Annotated in this window: 18 protein-coding genes; 8 read left to right on the forward strand and 10 right to left on the reverse strand. The window is 35.7% G+C overall.

Translation table 11 applies throughout. The features are described from left to right. Positions 1 to 120 precede the first annotated feature (120 nt). Complete coding sequence (locus tag MKY70_RS25505; protein ID WP_088033106.1) at positions 121 to 504, forward strand: kinase-associated lipoprotein B; 384 nt, start codon at positions 121 to 123, stop codon at positions 502 to 504. Positions 505 to 545: 41 nt separating this feature from the next. Here MKY70_RS25505 and kapD read toward each other — a convergent pair whose 3' ends face one another. Continuing rightward, positions 546 to 1,169 carry a 3'-5' exonuclease KapD gene (gene kapD, locus MKY70_RS25510; RefSeq protein WP_341025997.1) on the reverse strand — a complete coding sequence of 208 codons (624 nt, stop codon included), beginning with the start codon at positions 1,167 to 1,169 and terminating at the stop codon, positions 546 to 548. 290 nt (positions 1,170 to 1,459) lie between these two features. On the opposite strand from kapD, the gene MKY70_RS25515 reads away from it, so the two are divergent. Further along, the gene (locus MKY70_RS25515) at positions 1,460 to 2,785 is read left to right on the forward strand and encodes an ArsB/NhaD family transporter (protein ID WP_002139350.1); all 1,326 of its coding nucleotides are present in this window, start codon (positions 1,460 to 1,462) and stop codon (positions 2,783 to 2,785) included. 103 nt (positions 2,786 to 2,888) lie between these two features. Here MKY70_RS25515 and MKY70_RS25520 read toward each other — a convergent pair whose 3' ends face one another. Continuing rightward, a complete protein-coding gene (locus MKY70_RS25520; RefSeq protein ID WP_002034556.1) occupies positions 2,889 to 3,356 on the reverse strand; it encodes a hypothetical protein in 468 nt (155 codons plus the stop codon). A gap of 118 nt (positions 3,357 to 3,474) precedes the next feature. Here MKY70_RS25520 and MKY70_RS25525 point away from each other — a divergent pair, with 118 nt between their 5' ends. After that, positions 3,475 to 4,188: a DNA alkylation repair protein gene (locus tag MKY70_RS25525; RefSeq protein WP_341025998.1), complete on the forward strand. Its 714-nt coding sequence runs from the start codon at positions 3,475 to 3,477 to the stop codon at positions 4,186 to 4,188. A gap of 345 nt (positions 4,189 to 4,533) precedes the next feature. After that, positions 4,534 to 5,910: a glycine--tRNA ligase gene (locus MKY70_RS25530; RefSeq protein WP_002034552.1), complete on the forward strand. Its 1,377-nt coding sequence runs from the start codon at positions 4,534 to 4,536 to the stop codon at positions 5,908 to 5,910. Between the two features lie 190 nt (positions 5,911 to 6,100). Here MKY70_RS25530 and MKY70_RS25535 read toward each other — a convergent pair whose 3' ends face one another. Then, positions 6,101 to 6,484, reverse strand: coding sequence for a hotdog fold thioesterase (locus tag MKY70_RS25535; RefSeq protein ID WP_002034550.1), 384 nt, complete (start codon positions 6,482 to 6,484; stop codon positions 6,101 to 6,103). A gap of 96 nt (positions 6,485 to 6,580) precedes the next feature. Here MKY70_RS25535 and MKY70_RS25540 point away from each other — a divergent pair, with 96 nt between their 5' ends. The 3 genes from MKY70_RS25540 (at position 6,581) to MKY70_RS25550 (ending at position 8,966) form a co-directional block, all read left to right on the forward strand. After that, positions 6,581 to 7,324, forward strand: coding sequence for a DUF3298 and DUF4163 domain-containing protein (locus MKY70_RS25540; RefSeq protein ID WP_002129698.1), 744 nt, complete (start codon positions 6,581 to 6,583; stop codon positions 7,322 to 7,324). Positions 7,325 to 7,374: 50 nt separating this feature from the next. Continuing rightward, a complete protein-coding gene (locus MKY70_RS25545; protein ID WP_078185138.1) occupies positions 7,375 to 7,968 on the forward strand; it encodes a biotin transporter BioY in 594 nt (197 codons plus the stop codon). A gap of 149 nt (positions 7,969 to 8,117) precedes the next feature. Beyond that, the gene (locus MKY70_RS25550; protein ID WP_002166534.1) at positions 8,118 to 8,966 is read left to right on the forward strand and encodes a hypothetical protein; all 849 of its coding nucleotides are present in this window, start codon (positions 8,118 to 8,120) and stop codon (positions 8,964 to 8,966) included. 105 nt (positions 8,967 to 9,071) lie between these two features. On the opposite strand, the gene galU is transcribed toward MKY70_RS25550, so the two are convergent. Together galU and MKY70_RS25560 are read right to left on the reverse strand one after the other, a co-directional pair. Continuing rightward, positions 9,072 to 9,959 (reverse strand): UTP--glucose-1-phosphate uridylyltransferase GalU, encoded by an 888-nt coding sequence (gene galU, locus MKY70_RS25555; RefSeq protein WP_002015869.1) that lies wholly within the window; start codon positions 9,957 to 9,959, stop codon positions 9,072 to 9,074. Between the two features lie 152 nt (positions 9,960 to 10,111). Continuing rightward, the gene (locus MKY70_RS25560; RefSeq protein WP_341074619.1) at positions 10,112 to 11,836 is read right to left on the reverse strand and encodes a phospho-sugar mutase; all 1,725 of its coding nucleotides are present in this window, start codon (positions 11,834 to 11,836) and stop codon (positions 10,112 to 10,114) included. A gap of 143 nt (positions 11,837 to 11,979) precedes the next feature. Here MKY70_RS25560 and cdaS point away from each other — a divergent pair, with 143 nt between their 5' ends. Then, entirely contained in the window at positions 11,980 to 12,585 is a 606-nt protein-coding gene (gene cdaS / locus MKY70_RS25565; RefSeq protein ID WP_341026003.1) for a sporulation-specific diadenylate cyclase CdaS, read from the forward strand. A 209-nt stretch (positions 12,586 to 12,794) separates the two neighbouring features. Here the strand turns inward: cdaS and pepA are convergent, their stop codons facing one another. From pepA to MKY70_RS25590, 5 genes are all read right to left on the reverse strand, one after another. After that, positions 12,795 to 14,279, reverse strand: a complete 1,485-nt coding sequence (pepA, locus tag MKY70_RS25570) for a cytosol aminopeptidase (protein WP_341026005.1) — start codon at positions 14,277 to 14,279, stop codon at positions 12,795 to 12,797. 171 nt (positions 14,280 to 14,450) lie between these two features. Continuing rightward, positions 14,451 to 15,704: a DUF6080 domain-containing protein gene (locus MKY70_RS25575; RefSeq protein WP_341026007.1), complete on the reverse strand. Its 1,254-nt coding sequence runs from the start codon at positions 15,702 to 15,704 to the stop codon at positions 14,451 to 14,453. A gap of 15 nt (positions 15,705 to 15,719) precedes the next feature. Continuing rightward, positions 15,720 to 16,142 carry a divergent PAP2 family protein gene (locus tag MKY70_RS25580; RefSeq protein WP_033714045.1) on the reverse strand — a complete coding sequence of 141 codons (423 nt, stop codon included), beginning with the start codon at positions 16,140 to 16,142 and terminating at the stop codon, positions 15,720 to 15,722. Positions 16,143 to 16,153: 11 nt separating this feature from the next. Next, positions 16,154 to 16,498, reverse strand: coding sequence for an EamA family transporter (locus MKY70_RS25585; protein ID WP_088033125.1), 345 nt, complete (start codon positions 16,496 to 16,498; stop codon positions 16,154 to 16,156). 86 nt (positions 16,499 to 16,584) lie between these two features. Then, the gene (locus tag MKY70_RS25590) at positions 16,585 to 17,472 is read right to left on the reverse strand and encodes a decaprenyl-phosphate phosphoribosyltransferase (protein WP_341026008.1); all 888 of its coding nucleotides are present in this window, start codon (positions 17,470 to 17,472) and stop codon (positions 16,585 to 16,587) included. Between the last annotated feature and the right edge of the window lie 176 nt (positions 17,473 to 17,648).

Raw genomic sequence — 17,648 nt, forward strand, 5'->3', positions numbered from 1 at the left:
TCTGTTATATTATTTTAAATTATAGTGGAACCCATTCATATTCTCAAGGACATTCCTTAAGCGAATGATTTCTTTGACTCCTTTCCGCACTTTCCTTACTATTAACTTGAGGTGAAAAATATGAGAGAAACATTTGAAATTGGCGAAATCGTTACTGGTATTTATAAAACTGGAAAATACATCGGCGAAATTACAAATAGCCGTCCTGGCAGTTACGTCGTAAAAGTATTAGCTGTTTTAAAACATCCAGTGCAAGGTGATTTACATAATGTAAAACAAGCTGACGTACCATTCTTCCATGAAAGACGCGCTTTAGCTTTTCGTGAACAGACGAACATTCCAGAGCAAATGGTGAAGAAATATGAAGGAGAAGTTCCGGACTATACAGAGTCACTAAAATTAGCATTAGAAACTCAAATGAATTCATTTTCTGAAGATGATTCACCTTTTGCGGGGCGTAGTCTAGAAACACTTCAGCAATTGAAGCAAGATTACAAACTTTAAAAAAACAAAACGACCAAATTACATATTTTGCAATTTGGTCGTTACTGTGTACTCACTTTCTTTAACACTTTCGAAAAATCAACAAGTTCCCCTAATGTCGGAGGTGCTGGTTTGACTAAATACTCTTTATCTTTTTCTACTAACTTAAAAATATTATATGTCGTCATCGCATCATCAAGCGCACAATGATGCTTTCCTGTTCCTGCTTTTCCATACGCCTCAATTGCTTTCCACAGCCCTGTTTGATTTCTCTCTCCAAAAAACTTCTTATACTCAAGCGATAAATCACGAAACTGTCCAAAGAATGGAAATTCCACTCCCGCCATTTCGCAATTTTGCTTTAAGACTTTCATATCCATATTTCCCCACGTTACAATTGTCGGTTTACAACTCTTTTCATATTCTCCAAGTTTCCCAACAAGTTCATGAAAAGAAATTCCTTTGTCCACTACTTCCTGTTTAATTCCTAAAAATTTTTTACATCGATCTGTTAAAGACGGAAATGTTTTCGGTCTAACATGCGATGAATACGTATCTTCCACCTTACAACCAACAACTGAAACGAGTCCGACCTCAATAATTTCTGGGAAAAAACCTTTTGGCTTTTTTCTATGCTGGGGCATCGTAAACTCAAAGTCTAAAAACAAAAATCGTTGTTCATCCATACGATCCCTTCCTTATCATATTTGTCATTCCTTTCTATTTGACACTCCTACACGAACAAGCTCGAATGCTGATTCGATTTTAAATATTCAGATTGGATGTATCTTATATATATGTCAGATGCCCACAAATATTTTTAAAAATAAGAAAAAATGACCTATGCAGAAAATATGACAAAATAAACCCTTCCATTTACATCCGCCATTTTTCTACTTTATAATGACGTTATGTGTGTTTCATCTAGTTAATTTTTTGACACACTAAGAAAAGTGAATGAAAGGAGATGAGAGTTTTGCACGAAACAACGCAAGAACTCGCAAACTGGCAGTATTATTTCGCTATCGCAGTCTTTTTAATTACATATGCCATTATTATTTCTGAAAAAATTAACCGTGCTGTCATCGCACTTCTTGGTGCAGCATTCATGGTAATTGCAGGGGTCGTTGACTTACACAATGCCTTTACGAAACATATTGAATGGGGAACAATTACATTACTCATCGGTATGATGATACTCGTAAACATTACAAGTAAGTCAGGTGTCTTCCAATACGTTGCCATTAAAGCCGCAAAAGGAGCACAAGGAAATCCAATTAAAATTTTAATTTCACTTTCCTTACTTACCGCGCTCGGTTCCGCATTTTTAGATAACGTTACAACAGTACTTCTTGTTGTTCCAGTTACTTTATCTATTACGCGCATCTTGCAAGTAAATCCTGTTCCATATTTACTTTCTGAAATTATTTTTTCAAATATCGGAGGAACAGCAACATTAATTGGTGATCCGCCAAATATTATGATTGGTTCTGCAAATAAGCATTTAGATTTCAATGCTTTCTTATTCAACTTAGCACCTATCGTAATCATCATTATTGCTGTTACGGCAACAATTCTTTACTTCATGTACCGTAAGCAATTAATTGCTGATCCTGTACAAATTAAAAAATTAATGAGCTTAGATGAAAAACAATACATTAAAGACCCAGTATTAATGAAGAAATCTTTAACAGTACTTGGCCTTACTATTTTAGGTTTCATGACTCATTCCATTTTCCATATTGATGCAGCTATCATCGCCTTAACTGGCGCTACTGTACTTATGCTAATCGGTGTGAAAGAGCATGAAATTGAAGAGGTATTCGCAAGTGTAGAGTGGGTAACAATCTTCTTCTTCGCGGGACTATTCGTACTCGTTGGAGGACTTATTGATATCGGGCTTATCAAAATGTTAGCTCAAAAAGTAATTGGAATAACAGGCGGAGATATTTCTCAGGCATCTATCCTTATTCTATGGGTATCTGGTATCGCCTCTGCAACAATCGATAACATTCCATTCGTTGCAACAATGATTCCACTTATTAACGATATGGCAGTTGGGCTAGGTTTATCACCTTCTGACGCACAAGTCGACGTACTATGGTGGGCATTAGCATTAGGTGCTTGCTTAGGTGGAAACGGAACATTAATCGGGGCTTCTGCTAACGTAATCGTAGCTGGTATCGCAAGTCGTGAAGGACATAAATTCAGCTACATGGAATTCCTTAAAGTCGGCTTCCCAATTATGATCGTTTCATTAATCATTTCTCATATTTACATTTACTTACGCTATCTTATGTAGTAGAAAAAAGCGCCCTGCTCAGCAGGGCGCTTTCGTTCTTTTTTCAGCATATCCGAATTATTATAGAACCAAATATATCGACCGCAGGGCAACTTTGATACGCCTACTCGTTATACCTCACCGGCTCATTCCGAATAATGAACAAATGAATCGGCAAGAAAACCGAAAATGTGATTGTATGAATGATCGTAAATAGTATGGAATTCGTTCCGTATCTATCCAAAATAGCATAGATAAGATAAATAGACAGTACAAGTGATACAGCTGTTGCTAATATATATAGAATTGGTACGAAATTAAAGATGAAGCATCCAACATATATGCCAAATACTTTCCACCCTGCTTCTTCTTTCAAGAAATCTGGTAATTTATCTTTCGCTAAATCACCCCATATCTTACTATTTATAAACGGAATAAAAGCAAGAACACCATCAGTTGCACCATCATTTTTTGCCATCGTATAAAGTGCAAAAGCCGTTAACAAATACGAAATAATTGCCCAAATTATTATAACAAGCATAAACGCAAAACTAAGAGCAAAGAAACCTGCTAGTACGCCTTGATCTTCCATCTTATCCTCTCCTCTCTCTTCTCAACATATTTCATTACAGTGCAAGTTATGTTTTAAAATTTAACCAAACTCTTTGTATAATAAGAAGAGAAAGATAATGAGAGAGGAGCACATACCTATGCATCCATTTGTAAAGGCATTACAAGAGCATTTTACAGCTCATCAAAATCCCGAAAAAGCAGAACCGATGGCACGTTATATGAAAAATCACTTCCCGTTTCTCGGTATTCAAACTCCTGAGAGAAGACAGTTATTGAAAGACGTAATTCAAATACATACTCTCCCAGATAAAAAGGACTTCCAAATTATCGTGCGTGAACTTTGGGACCTACCAGAACGTGAATTTCAAGCTGCCACACTCGATATCATACAAAAATATAAAAAACACATAAATGAAACTCACATCCCATTTTTAGAAGAACTTATTGTCACAAAATCTTGGTGGGATTCTGTTGATAGCATCGTCCCTACATTTTTAGGTGCTATCTTTTTAAAACATCCAGAATTAATTTCCGCATATATTCCAAAGTGGATTGCATCAGAAAACATATGGTTACAACGTGCCGCTATTTTATTCCAGCTGAAATACAAACAAAAAATGGATGAAGAACTCCTTTTCTGGATTATCGGACAACTACATTCCTCAAAAGAATTTTTCATTCAAAAAGCAATCGGCTGGATCCTTCGCGAATATGCAAAAACAAAACCAGATGTAGTATGGGAATACGTTCAAAATAACGAACTTGCCTCGCTTAGTAAACGCGAAGCAATTAAGCATATTAAGCAAAATTACGGAATAAATAACGAAAAAATAGGCGAGACTCTATCCTAGATGGGCACGTTCCTCTATTGAGATTTAAAAAAGAACGTGTTAAAATATGTTCATTATTATTAATATAAGTAGCGATGACGGACTTATAAGTACTTGCATAAAAAGCGATTCAGGGATAGTGAAAGCCTGAAGCTGCGAGGAAACGGCAGTCTCGAGCAATACGTGATAAAGTGGATGCACATTTTGTGTATCAACTAGGGTGGAACCGCGGGCAAACGCTCGTCCCTAGGCGATTAAGCCTTGGGATGAGCGTTTTTTTATGTTTTTTAAAGCATATATTGCTCGTTTCCAAAGTACCCATCACGTCATCGCAAATACGTTAACTTTCAAAAGGAGGATTTTATTATGTATTCAATGGAACAAGTTGTAAACTTAGCGAAACATCGCGGTTTCGTTTTCCCTGGTTCTGAAATTTACGGTGGTCTTGCAAACACATGGGATTACGGTCCACTTGGAATCGAATTAAAAAATAACGTCAAAAAAGCTTGGTGGAAAAAATTCATTCAAGAATCTCCACACAACGTTGGTTTAGATGCTGCTATTTTAATGAACCCAAAAACTTGGATCGCTTCTGGTCACGTTGGTAACTTTAATGATCCAATGATCGACTGTAAAAAATGTAAAGCTCGTCACCGTGCTGACAAATTAATTGAAGATGCATTAGACGTAAAAGGTATCGAAATGGTCGTTGACGGTCTTACTTTCGACCAAATGGCTGACTTAATGAAAGAACATGAAGTAAAATGCCCAGATTGCGGTAGCCAAGAATTCACGGAAATCCGTCAGTTCAACTTAATGTTCAAAACATTCCAAGGTGTTACAGAGTCTAGCACAAACGAAATCTTCCTTCGTCCTGAAACAGCACAAGGTATTTTCGTAAACTTTAAAAACGTACAACGCTCTATGCGTAAAAAACTTCCATTTGGTATCGGCCAAATCGGTAAAAGTTTCCGTAACGAAATCACACCTGGTAACTTCACATTCCGTACACGTGAATTCGAACAAATGGAACTTGAATTCTTCTGTAAGCCTGGTGAAGATTTAGAGTGGTTCGCATTCTGGCGTGAAACTTGTAAAAACTGGTTACTTTCACTTGGTATGACTGAAGAAAGCATGCGTCTTCGTGACCACGGTGAAGACGAATTATCTCACTACAGTAACGCAACAACTGATATTGAATTCAGATTCCCATTCGGTTGGGGCGAACTATGGGGCGTTGCATCTCGTACAGACTTCGATTTAAAACGTCATATGGAACACTCTAACGAAGACTTTAACTATATCGATCCACAAACGAATGAGCGTTACGTGCCTTACTGCATCGAGCCATCTCTAGGTGCAGACCGTGTAACATTAGCATTCTTATGTGATGCATATGAAGAAGAGCAATTAGAAAACGATTCTCGTACAGTTCTTCGTTTCCACCCTGCTTTAGCACCATATAAAGCAGCTATCTTACCATTATCTAAAAAGCTATCTGAAGGTGCTACTGAAGTATTCGCAGAACTAGCTAAAGACTTCATGGTAGACTTTGATGAAACTGGTTCTATCGGTAAACGTTACCGTCGTCAAGACGAAATCGGTACTCCATTCTGTATCACATACGACTTCGACTCTGTTGAAGACAAAGCTGTTACAGTACGTGACCGTGACACAATGGAACAAGTTCGTATGCCAATTAGCGAACTAAAAGGTTTCTTAGAGAAAAAAATCCAGTTCTAATTATAAAGTGAAACTTTAATCAGTGGGGGTTTTGTTCATCCCCCACTGATTATTAGCCTTCACCAATCGGGCGTTTACGGGCAGTTGATCTCCCACCTAACTTCTTTGCTCCACCTGAATTTTGAGGTGGAGTTTTACTGCCCGTTAATGCGGGATAAAAAAGAGGCAGCTCATAAGAGCCGCCTCTTTTCTATTTTTCACGTTTTTCTTTAATTGCTACTGTACATCTTGATATGCATAGTAACTCATCATTTTCATCAATGATGCGAATATCCCAAACCATTGTCGATTGTCCTCTATGTATTGGTGTTCCGATTGCTGTTACAATTCCATCTTGCTTTGAGCGAATATGATTTGCATTAATTTCTAAACCGAAACAAATACATTTTTCTTGATCAATTAAATTGTATGAACCAACACTTGCCACAGTTTCTGCTAATGCAACAGATGCACCACCGTGTAAAAATCCAAACGGCTGATGCGTACGTTCATCAACAGGCATTGTAGCAACTACTTTATCCTCTGTCATTTCTAACAACTCAATTCCAAGCGAATCCATTAAAGTTTTTGACATATCGTTTTCAACCTCTCTCACTTTAGATCAAATGTATAATTTTACCTATTTAATTTCAAACTACCTATAACACTTATATAAGGAGGTTTCACCTAAATGAAACAGAAATTTTGTATACTATTGCTTATGTTCTCCTTGCTGACTATTGTACCAAATTGTGCAATAGCAGCCAAAGCATCCAACCTGACAATCAATGTTAAGACTGTAACGCAAAAAGGTAAGAAACCTTATATAGAATATCAAATTAATAGGCCTTCCTTTCACAACTTTTCTGATTCGAAATTTCAAAATAAGCTGAATTCCTATTACAAAAACTCTACTACTAAATTTAAAAGTAAATTAGAAAAAGAAGCGAAGAAATATTATGAGGAAACAGAAGGATCTAGCACACCTTTTCATCCATACGTTGCAAATGTTGACTATAAAGTAGCTTTAAACAAACCACCTTTCCTCAGCCTATATGTGAATTACTATCAATATACAGGCGGAGCGCACGGACTGTATACATGGAAGGCAAATACATTTGATTTAAACGAAAAAAAATTATTACACTTAGACGATTTATTTCAACAAGAGGATAAATATAAAGAAATAATTCGCACAGAGATTGTAAGACAAATTAAACAAAATGAAAGCATTTATTTTCCTGATGCAGTCGAAAAAGTAACGAGTACTAAAAAGTTTCACTACTTTTTAGAACCGGATAATCTTGTAATTTATTTCTCTTTATATGAAATTGCTCCTTATTCAAGCGGAATTCCGCAGTTTCGTATTCCATACACATTGCTTAGAGACTATTTAAAGCCTTCTTATCAAAATATTTTGATTGACAACAAGTAAATATTTTCGCTACGATAATGTTAACCTAAATACAACTGGAGGTTAACATTATGAAGAAGCTTCATGTTTTAGATTTAGCATTAGCTGCCATGTTCGTCGCTCTTATGGCTATTGGTGCAAATATTGTATCGTGGGCACCATTCTTACAAATAGCGGGCATTCCATTATCTATGCAACCATTTTTCGCAATTTTAGCAGGTCTTCTTCTTGGGAGTAGACTTGGGGCATTATCAATGACTGTTTACATGCTTGTTGGAGTAGCAGGTGCGCCAATCTTCGCTAACTTCAAAGCTGGATTTGGAGCACTTTTAGATCCTACTGGTGGTTTTATTATCGCATTTATTATCGTTGCTTACGTATCAGGAAAACTAGTAGAACAAAAAGAACGACCAACATTCAGCACCTTTGCAATTGCTTCTTTCGTCGGAATCATTTTAACGTATATTATCGGTACTACTTATATGTACGGGGCAGTCAATATTTTCATGGGTGGTAATATGAGTTATAAAGCTGCCTGGATGATTATGATGTGGTTCGCAGTAAAGGATATTGCGTTTACAATTATCGGCGCTATTATCGCACCTCGCATATACTATGCTGTACGTCGTTCCGCTTATCAGCATTCTCATTCGACGATTTCATAATAAAAAATGAGTTATTTCAGTATACTGAAATAACTCATTTTTTATTTTCGACAATATACGACACATATTAGAAATAAATTTTGTTATGATAGTTCAGCAAATCTTACATTTTGCACATCTAATTAAAACAATATTTTGGAGGAAAATCAGTGAAGCTATCAAAAAATACACTTATTAAAATAAGTGTCGGAGTACTATCTTTATTTTTTATACTAGGTATGAGCATCAGTTACAAATTATATGGAAATAGCGAGTTAGGAATGCAATATACCTTTGGAAACGGTCTAGCATTTTTCTTTTTAATACTTACTATAATTAGTTTATGCGCAGCTTTAATCTTTATTGTTATTGGGTTAATTAAGAAAGTACGAAAATTACCAGCAAAAAAATCTTTATTAACATCTATAATACTCTTTCTTACATCAGTTATATCAATCATCATCCTTCTCTTTACGATAACAAAAGTAACGAATATGGAGGAAGAATATCAAGCTATTCAAGCCCAAAAGAAAAAAGAAGCTGATTACTTAATTGCTGCGGCATCTTTTTATAATGATATAGAAACCTTTAGATATTCAGCTTCTTATGTATTATCCGAGTATTCAACTACATGGTCAAAAGCGATTGATCAAAGAAATGACTTCAATAATGCGCTTAGATCTAAGAGAACAGAAATTGATGGGACGGTTGCAACTGTAGATACGTTTTACAGCAATATGGGAACGGATTTAAAGTTAGTCTCTGAAGCTGCAAAAGAACAGCCAAATAAGTATAAAGAAACCTATGAAGAATATAAAAAAATATATGGTATTATTACCGCTCTCAATGAACAAGCTCAATCTCCAAGTGGCAGTTTAATCACATTCAACCAAAACGTTAATACATTAATTCAGGAATACAAAAAAGCAGCTGGAAATATTAATATCGCTATTACTGATGAAATTAAATCAAAAGCTAATGAATTGAATCCTACCGATAAAAATTTAAGTTCTAATTAAAGACACTCTTTCCAGAGTGTCTTTTTTTCTCAAAAAAATCCCCTTTAGATTAAGCAGTAAATACGTTCCTTTACCGCTCATCCAACAGGGGATTATATCACTATATTAAGACTCTTGCTTCATTTGCTCGTCTAAAACTTTCTTCATCATCACTAGCATATCATCACGTAATTCTGGGTGCTGCAATGCCATTTCAATTGTCGTTTGAACGAATCCTAATTTTTCACCAACGTCATAACGCTTTCCTTCAAAATCATATGCAAATACACGTTGAATTTCATTTAAGCTTTGAATTGCATCCGTTAACTGAATTTCGCCACCCGCTCCAACTTGTTGCTGTTCCAAGAACATAAAGATTTCAGGAGTTAAAATGTAACGTCCCATAATCGCTAAGTTTGAAGGCGCAGTACCTTGCGCTGGTTTTTCAACGAATTTACGAACTTGATAACGACGTCCCTCTTGCTCTAACGGATCAATAATTCCATAGCGATGTGTTTCTGCTTCAGGAACAGTTTGTACACCAATAACAGAAGAAAGTGTTTTGTCATACTCGTCCATTAATTGACGTAAACATGGTTTTTCAGCTTGAACGATATCATCGCCTAATAATACTGCAAACGGCTCATCACCAATGAATTTACGTGCACACCAAACAGCATGTCCTAATCCTTTTGGTTCTTTTTGACGAATGTAATGGATATCTACCATTTTAGAAGAAGCTTGTACTTTTTCAAGTAACTCATACTTTTTCTTCTCTAATAAGTTTTGCTCTAATTCAAATGCATTATCGAAATGATCTTCGATAGAGCGCTTTCCTTTACCAGTAACGATAATAATATCTTCGATGCCTGATTTTACTGCTTCTTCTACGATGTATTGAATTGTTGGTTTATCTACAATTGGAAGCATTTCTTTTGGCATTGCTTTCGTTGCTGGTAAAAAGCGTGTTCCTAATCCCGCTGCCGGGATAATTGCTTTTCTCACTTTTTTCATGACAAATACCCTCGCTTTTCCTTTTAATTCTCTTAGTAAGGTGCAAATTTATAACATTATCTCTTAATAATCCTCTACATCATACAAAACTATAAGAAAAGAGGAGGCCGTTCTCCGTTCTCCCCTTTTCCTATCAGTAGCACTCTATTCTATTATAAACGATTCATAATATCTTCTTTAATAGTAAGTAACTTTTGTTCACTATTTTGTAAGGAATCATCTTGTACACCAAAGTAGAATTTAATTTTCGGCTCTGTGCCCGATGGACGTAAACAGAACCAAGAACCATCTTCTAATTGATATTTTAACACATTTGATTTCGGTAAGTGAATCTCTTCCTTATTTCCATCTTGTAACGTTGTAATGATACTTTCCTTATAATCCTCAACTGCAACGACTGTTAAACCAGCTACTTCTTTCGGAGGATTCTCACGGAATGTTGCCATCATCTTTTGAATCTGTTCGGCACCATCTTTTCCTTTTAACGTTAACGATACAAGGTCCTCACGGAAGAACCCATACTTCTTAAATACTTCTAGCAGACCATCGTATAACGTTTTACCTTGTGATTTGTAGTATGCAGCTACTTCACATGCAAATAGGACGGATTGCACCGCATCTTTATCACGGCAGAATGGACGGATTAAATAACCGTAGCTTTCCTCATAACCGAATTGGAAGTCATATTGTCCACTTTCTTCATACTGTTTAATTTTTTCACCGATAAATTTAAATCCAGTTAACGTATCAACTGTATCTAAACCGTATGCTTTTGCGATTGTACGGCCAATTTCAGACGTTACGATTGTTTTTAAAACAACACCGTTTTCTGGAAGCGTTCCGTTTTCCTTCTTTTGTGATAATAAGTAATCAAGCATTAACGCACCTGTTTGGTTACCAGTTAACACTTGGAACTCACCATCATGATTGCGAACTGCTACACCTAGACGGTCTGCATCAGGATCTGTTGCGATTAACACATCAGCGCCTACTTTTTCACCGTCGCGAATTGCATACTCAAACGCTGCGTGCTCTTCTGGATTTGGTGATTTTACTGTAGAGAAGTTTGGATCTGGTAACTCTTGCTCTTTTACAACTGTTACATCTGTAAATCCAACTTCTTCTAAGCCACGGCGTACAGAAATATTTGATGTTCCGTGTAATGGTGTAAAGACAATTTTTAAATCTTTTCCTACTTCTTTCACCATCTCTTTATTAATAATGACATTGTTCAATTCTGCTGCATATGCATCATCTACTTCTTGTCCAATTATATGTAATAAACCGTCAGCTTTTAATTGCTCAACATCAGCAACTTCAACTGTTAATTCATTCTCTACTGCATTTACGTAGCTAATTAACTCATCAGCTTCCTTTGGAGGCAACTGGCCACCATCTTCACCATATACTTTATAACCGTTATATTCGGGCGGATTATGGCTTGCCGTAAGAACGATTCCACTTGCTGTATGTAAATGACGAACTGCGAAAGAAAGCACTGGTGTTGGACGTAGGCTTTCAAATACATATGTTGTAATACCGTGTGCACCAAGAGTAGCAGCTACTTCCATTGCGAATTCAGGTGATTTATGACGAGAATCATACGCGACAACAACACCGCGTTTTTTCGCTTCTTCACCTAATTTTTCAATAAACATAGCTAATCCTTTTGTTGCTTTACGAACTGTATATACATTTAAACGGTTCGTACCAGCACCAAGTTCACCACGCATACCACCTGTACCGAACTCTAGATTTTTATAAAAGCTATCCTCGATTTTCTTCTCATCTTGCTTCATGTTTTCTAGCTGTTCTTTTAATTCTGCGTCTAATTCTGCATATGAAAGCCAGCGACTAAATTCTTGTTTCCAATTCATACTTCCATCTCCTCTCGCCTGTCGTACCTTCATTATATGAAAAAAACAACCTGAATCTCAATATTTTTTAAAATCTAGCAGGATTTTACTATAAATATTTGTATACACTATGGTTAAATACTCCACCAAAGGGAATGAGGATTATGCAAGAATGGGGCTTGTCAGAAGAGCTCAAAATAAAAACAAAGCAGATGATTGAAATTGCTGAAAAAGAATTATCAAACATGAAGCATGCAATCGATAAAGAAGATGAATGTATTTTATGTAAAATGGAAGATATTCATCATATGTTAACAAATGTACAGACGTTAGCAGCTACATATTATATTCAAGCATATTTATCACCTTATACGGAAAGTTCACATTTCATCACTACAGCTGTCCAACATTTAAGCGCTCGAAAACACGGTGCTCTTATTATCGTGGAACGAAGTGACGCTCTTGATTCTTTCATTCAAACTGGAACGACATTAAACGCACACTTAACCGCTCCACTACTTGAATCAATTTTTTATCCAGGAAACCCTCTTCATGACGGAGCCGTTCTCATTAAAAATAATCATATTGTCTCAGCGGCTAATATTCTTCCATTAACAAAAAGTACAGAAATCAATCCTGAGCTAGGAACACGTCACAGGGCTGCAATTGGCTTATCCGAGAAAATTGATGCACTTATATTAGTTGTCTCTGAGGAAACAGGGCGTACTTCATTCGCTTTAAGCGGGACGTTATATACGATTTCTTTATAGGACGAATCTTTCACTATGTAGCACTTTTGGGAACGGTAAAATAGTAAATGAAATTATATTAACCGTAACTCCAAGTATATCGACGCAAATTGAAATATATCGACGTTTCTACAAGACATATCAACTTACCGACAAAAACTGACAATAGTCATACCATATCAATAAGAAAAGGCTATCCCAAAAATTTGAGACAGCCTTTTCTTCAAAAATTATTCTTCTCCGAAACGCTCAACAAGTGTTGCAAGTGTACGCACCATTGCACCTGTTGCTCCAGATGGTCCTAAATCATGTGCTCCGGATGTTTCAGATGTTCCAGCGATGTCTAAGTGTACCCATGGTGTTTCTTCTGCAAATTCACCAATGAATGTCCCAGCCATAACCGCATGTCCTTCACGGCCTGGTGAGTTATTTAAATCAGCAAATTTACTGTTTTTGACACGTTCTTTATCACGTTCAAAAATCGGCAATTGCCAAATTGGCTCATCCGTTTCCATAGAAGCCTCTAACACTTGTTCAAACAATTCTTCATTATTTGTCATTGCGCCTGTCGTATGATTTCCAAGTGCAACAATTACACCACCTGTTAATGTCGCAACATCAATAAGATAGTTTGCACCTAGTTTTTTCGCATACGTAATACCGTCAGCTAACGCTAGGCGACCCTCTGCATCTGTATTTAATACTTCAATTGTTTTTCCGCTCATAGATGTGATTACATCGTCTGGCTTAAATGCTGTACCACTTACAACGTTGTCAGTTGATGGAATAACAGCAATTACATTTTGCTCAGGGCGAAGTTCACCGATGATCTCCATCGCGCCAAGAACAGCTGCAGCGCCGCCCATATCACCTTTCATACCAACCATGCCTTCACGTGGTTTTAAAGAATAGCCACCAGTATCATATGTAATCCCTTTTCCAACAAATCCAATTACATCTTTCCACTCTTCTTTTCCTTTATAAATAAGAGCGATCATTTTTGGCGGTTCAGTAGATCCTTGGTTTACTGCAAGTAATGCACCCATACCAAGCTCTTCCATCTCTTCTTTCTCAAGAACCTTATAATCCATATCGTATTTTTCCGCTAATTCAACTGCATACTCAGCAAGCTTTGTCGCTGTTAATACGTTTGGCGGCATATTTACAAGCGTACGAGCTGAATTCGTTGCACGTCCATGTACGTACCCTACCGTTAATGCTGCTTCAATTTCTTGTGCATCTTCCGCTGTAATAGCAATCAGTTTTTCTAACTCTACTCTTTCTTTTTCATCCGTTTTATATGTTTGTAATCCGTATGTACCAAGACAATATACTTCTGTTGCAATATGAGCTACATCAATCGCATCTAATTTCTCTGTTACGAAAGAATCAAGTAAGATTGCTGCGTCTTTTACTTTTGCTGATTGTAACGATTTAAAAGCTTTACTAAGAGCCGCACGTAACGTTTCTGTTGTATATGACTCTTTCTTACCTAAACCAACAAAATAATAACGTTTAACATTTGTTTTTCCTAAGCTATGTACTTTTGAAATGGCTTTCTTCTTAGTTGAAAGTTCTTTTTCTTCTAATAAAACTTGTAATTGTCCTTCAAACGCTTTATCCAGTTCTTGTACAAAGCTACTCGTTTTATCTTCTTCAAATAAGGCAACAATTACCGCCTCATGACTTGCTAATTCTTTTTGTACTTGAAACATGTTCAGCCCCCCTAAATTTCTCTATTTTCATTATAACTATATTTTTTCTAAAATGCGATAATTCGGACTTCTGTTTTGTATTTAATTCTATGAATACTATTTTTTAAAAATAGTAAAAAGGGTACTTTAGAAACCCTATCTAAAGTACCCTTTTATTAAAAATACGTTTTATTATAAAGAATAGTTCGAGACTGCAAAATGATAAAAATATAGCATACTTTCAAAATTATTTATAATTATTAATATTAATATTAAACATAAAGTAACTACTTTTACACGTCTCATCACTTTAAAACCATATGCCAATAATAACGGTATTGTAAACAGCATATGTGCACCATATATAAATGCTTCAGATTTTCCAAAACCAACAATTCCGTGTAAAACGATATTAAATAATAAACATAAGCTTAAAAACTTCACGAAAGGTTCTTTTGTAAAGTTTTTCCACACAACTACCAATATAAAAGCATACACAGATACAATCACAATCCATCCGATCATAGTATGCGATGGAAGAAGGTTCAATTGCGCAAATTGATCTGCTGCTCGTAAAGGTACTTCTGAGAAATTACCAAAGATGAAAGAAGATCCTAATAATAGATGAAATATTAATATACCTGATGGCTTAACGTATTCTGGTGAAAAAATCTGTTCTTGCGTAGTAAAGTCCATACTACCCTTTAATGCTTCGATAAGAACTACATTATTTGCGTTCATTACTAATACAAACAGGACCACGACAATAACAATTGAAATACCAGTCCAAATAATTTTTTTCTGCAGTTTCTTATAACTCATCACACTACCTAAAAACCAGATAAACGAATTGGTTAATGTAACCCCTGTTATTCCTATTGCCAACAATACATTCGCAATGCTGAATCCCGTTTTCGCTTCTTTTTCTCCTGTAATAAATGGATAGCATACAAAGCACATAAGTACTAATGTGAAATTTGCATAGATAAAAGATTCGGGTGTCCACGTAATAACTAACATAGTAGCTGAAAATCCATACATGACCGCTAGTAGGAAAGAAACAATTGCGTTCTTACAAATTTTACAGCATAACATATAAATCATAACTACACTTATCGCACTTAAGAACGCTTGAATGAATATAATACCATGTATTATATTCCCTACTTTCACTGTCTCCAATATCCACATAAACCCTTGAACAAAATAATAAAGGAAAGGATGTCGGAACCAGGTCGCCGCTGCTATATCTACTTTTTCAAGGAAAAAGGAGATAATATAATATCCTTGATCTAAAGAAAAATAGGTATCAACCACCCACGCTTCACTCAAAAGCTTAGAGTGAGTATCCATTTTCCAGCCAATAAAAAAATAAAATGAACAATAAAAAACGAAAAGGACCAGGGCTAATATCCCCTTTCCTTTATAACCATTCCAAATATTCAATACTGCTTCTCCTCTCTAAGGTAAAAATACCATAATTAAATGTGCTACATACCCAATAACTGTTCCTAACATCAATCCACCAAAAATCTCATGCCAATGATGTCCTTGGCGCTCTCTTAATTTCTCTTCTTCCGAACTAATATGTTTATTCAACATTTTTGCATGTTTACCAACCGTACGTCGGAGTCCTGTGGCATCAATGATAACAATTGTTAAAATTGCCATTCCTATCCCAAACATCGGTGTATTAAAACCTTCGTGAAACCCTATTGTCATGACCATACTTGATAAAATCGTTGTATGCGTACTAGGAAACCCACCGTTTCCAACTAAACGAAAAGCATCTTTTCCAGAACGAAGATAATTCACCAAAAATTTCAATACTCCCGAAGCTACCCAAGCGATAAATGGAAGTACACAATATAAATATGTTCCCATTGCTTTACCTCCTATGATTTCGCAATAAATAAAATTCCAACCACTATACATACCATTCCAGCAATTTTCATGGAATTGATAGTTTCACCAAATAATAGTGCTGACGCAATAATAACAAATACATATCCGAAGCTCACCATTGGATATGCATAACTTAGATCAACCTTTCTCAGTACAATCATCCATAATAATGCACTTAAACCGTAAAAAGCTAATCCAAAAAAGTTTGGTAAATTAACAAAATTCATAATACCTAAAGCCGCTGAACTTTGCGATTTCATTGCACCAAACTTTAATAAAATTTGTCCTACAACTCCCATACCAACTGATAAGATAATCATTAAAAATTGTTGCATCTCTATACTCCTTAACTGTTTTTATTCCAAATAAAAAACGTTTAAGACACTCTTCTTAAACGTTTTAACAAACCCGAATAGAGTAATTAAAAGTTCAATAGTATAATAATAACTGTTATCGCGTATAACAACACTGTTATTAAAATATGCTGATCCTCTAATAAAACTTTATCAGGTTCTCCACCTTTATCTTCCATGTGAACTAAATATAAATAACGAAAGATCCCGTAAATTACAAATGGGATTGTCCACATTAAATAGATACTTTTCCCTGCATTAAAAGTAAAAATAGCATAAGTAACGATTGTTGCTGATGTAACAATTGTACTTAATTGATCTAATAAAGCGGGAGAGTAACTTTCTAATACTTTTCTATGAGAACCTTTATTAGCCTGTAACAACACTAATTCATGTCTTCTTTTATTAATAGCCAAGAATAGTGACAGTAATAATGTGCATAATAAAAACCATGGTGTAAATGGCACTTGAATGACTAATCCCCCGGCTAATGCTCGTAAAACAAATCCAGCTGCAATAATTAAAATATCAATTATTACAACATGCTTTAGACGAATTGAATACGCTACATTTAAAGTGAAATATACAGCTAACACTAAACACAATAATGGGTTTAATACATATGAAACTACTAAAGATGCTACTAAAATCACACAACCTGCCGTAATTGCAAAATACGGATTTAATGCGCCAGATGCCATCGGTCGGTATCGTTTAACAGGGTGCTGTCGATCCGCTTCAATATCCATAAAATCATTTAAAATATACACACAACCAGATATCGTACAAAATAGCGCAAAACAAATTGTAGCTTGTGCCACCATAGTTAAAGACACTTGTTTTATAGAAAAGACTAGCGCTGCAAATACAAGCAAGTTTTTAGTCCATTGCTTCGGGCGTAACTGTTTAAAAAACAATACAACTATATTCTGTTGAGATAAAGTTCCTTCTCTCATAATAATAAGAGAGCTTCTATTTCTTTCACTCTCTTCCGTCCCTCCCCATTCAATTGTTATTTCCTTCTAGTACAGGAAAGATTATAACATATAAATTTAACATTGAAAATCAGCTATTAAAGACCAATAATAAAGGGCTCTCTCCTGTATTGGTCTTTCTAAAAAATACAGGAGAG

It is taken from the genome of Bacillus sp. FSL R9-9492 (assembly GCF_038007365.1).
Classification (GTDB): domain Bacteria; phylum Bacillota; class Bacilli; order Bacillales; family Bacillaceae_G; genus Bacillus_A; species Bacillus_A mycoides.

What these genes read in the sequence shown, in the direction of transcription:
- MKY70_RS25505 (WP_088033106.1), top strand. Translation starts at nt 121, where the DNA reads ATGAGAGAAACATTTGAAATTGGCGAAATCGTTACTGGTATTTATAAA.
- kapD (WP_341025997.1), bottom strand. Translation starts at nt 1,169, where the DNA reads ATGGATGAACAACGATTTTTGTTTTTAGACTTTGAGTTTACGATGCCC.
- MKY70_RS25520 (WP_002034556.1), bottom strand. Translation starts at nt 3,356, where the DNA reads ATGGAAGATCAAGGCGTACTAGCAGGTTTCTTTGCTCTTAGTTTTGCG.
- MKY70_RS25525 (WP_341025998.1), top strand. Translation starts at nt 3,475, where the DNA reads ATGCATCCATTTGTAAAGGCATTACAAGAGCATTTTACAGCTCATCAA.
- MKY70_RS25530 (WP_002034552.1), top strand. Translation starts at nt 4,534, where the DNA reads ATGTATTCAATGGAACAAGTTGTAAACTTAGCGAAACATCGCGGTTTC.
- MKY70_RS25535 (WP_002034550.1), bottom strand. Translation starts at nt 6,484, where the DNA reads ATGTCAAAAACTTTAATGGATTCGCTTGGAATTGAGTTGTTAGAAATG.
- MKY70_RS25540 (WP_002129698.1), top strand. Translation starts at nt 6,581, where the DNA reads ATGAAACAGAAATTTTGTATACTATTGCTTATGTTCTCCTTGCTGACT.
- MKY70_RS25545 (WP_078185138.1), top strand. Translation starts at nt 7,375, where the DNA reads ATGAAGAAGCTTCATGTTTTAGATTTAGCATTAGCTGCCATGTTCGTC.
- galU (WP_002015869.1), bottom strand. Translation starts at nt 9,959, where the DNA reads ATGAAAAAAGTGAGAAAAGCAATTATCCCGGCAGCGGGATTAGGAACA.
- MKY70_RS25560 (WP_341074619.1), bottom strand. Translation starts at nt 11,836, where the DNA reads ATGAATTGGAAACAAGAATTTAGTCGCTGGCTTTCATATGCAGAATTA.
- cdaS (WP_341026003.1), top strand. Translation starts at nt 11,980, where the DNA reads ATGCAAGAATGGGGCTTGTCAGAAGAGCTCAAAATAAAAACAAAGCAG.
- pepA (WP_341026005.1), bottom strand. Translation starts at nt 14,279, where the DNA reads ATGTTTCAAGTACAAAAAGAATTAGCAAGTCATGAGGCGGTAATTGTT.
- MKY70_RS25580 (WP_033714045.1), bottom strand. Translation starts at nt 16,142, where the DNA reads ATGGGAACATATTTATATTGTGTACTTCCATTTATCGCTTGGGTAGCT.
- MKY70_RS25585 (WP_088033125.1), bottom strand. Translation starts at nt 16,498, where the DNA reads ATGCAACAATTTTTAATGATTATCTTATCAGTTGGTATGGGAGTTGTA.
- MKY70_RS25590 (WP_341026008.1), bottom strand. Translation starts at nt 17,472, where the DNA reads ATGAGAGAAGGAACTTTATCTCAACAGAATATAGTTGTATTGTTTTTT.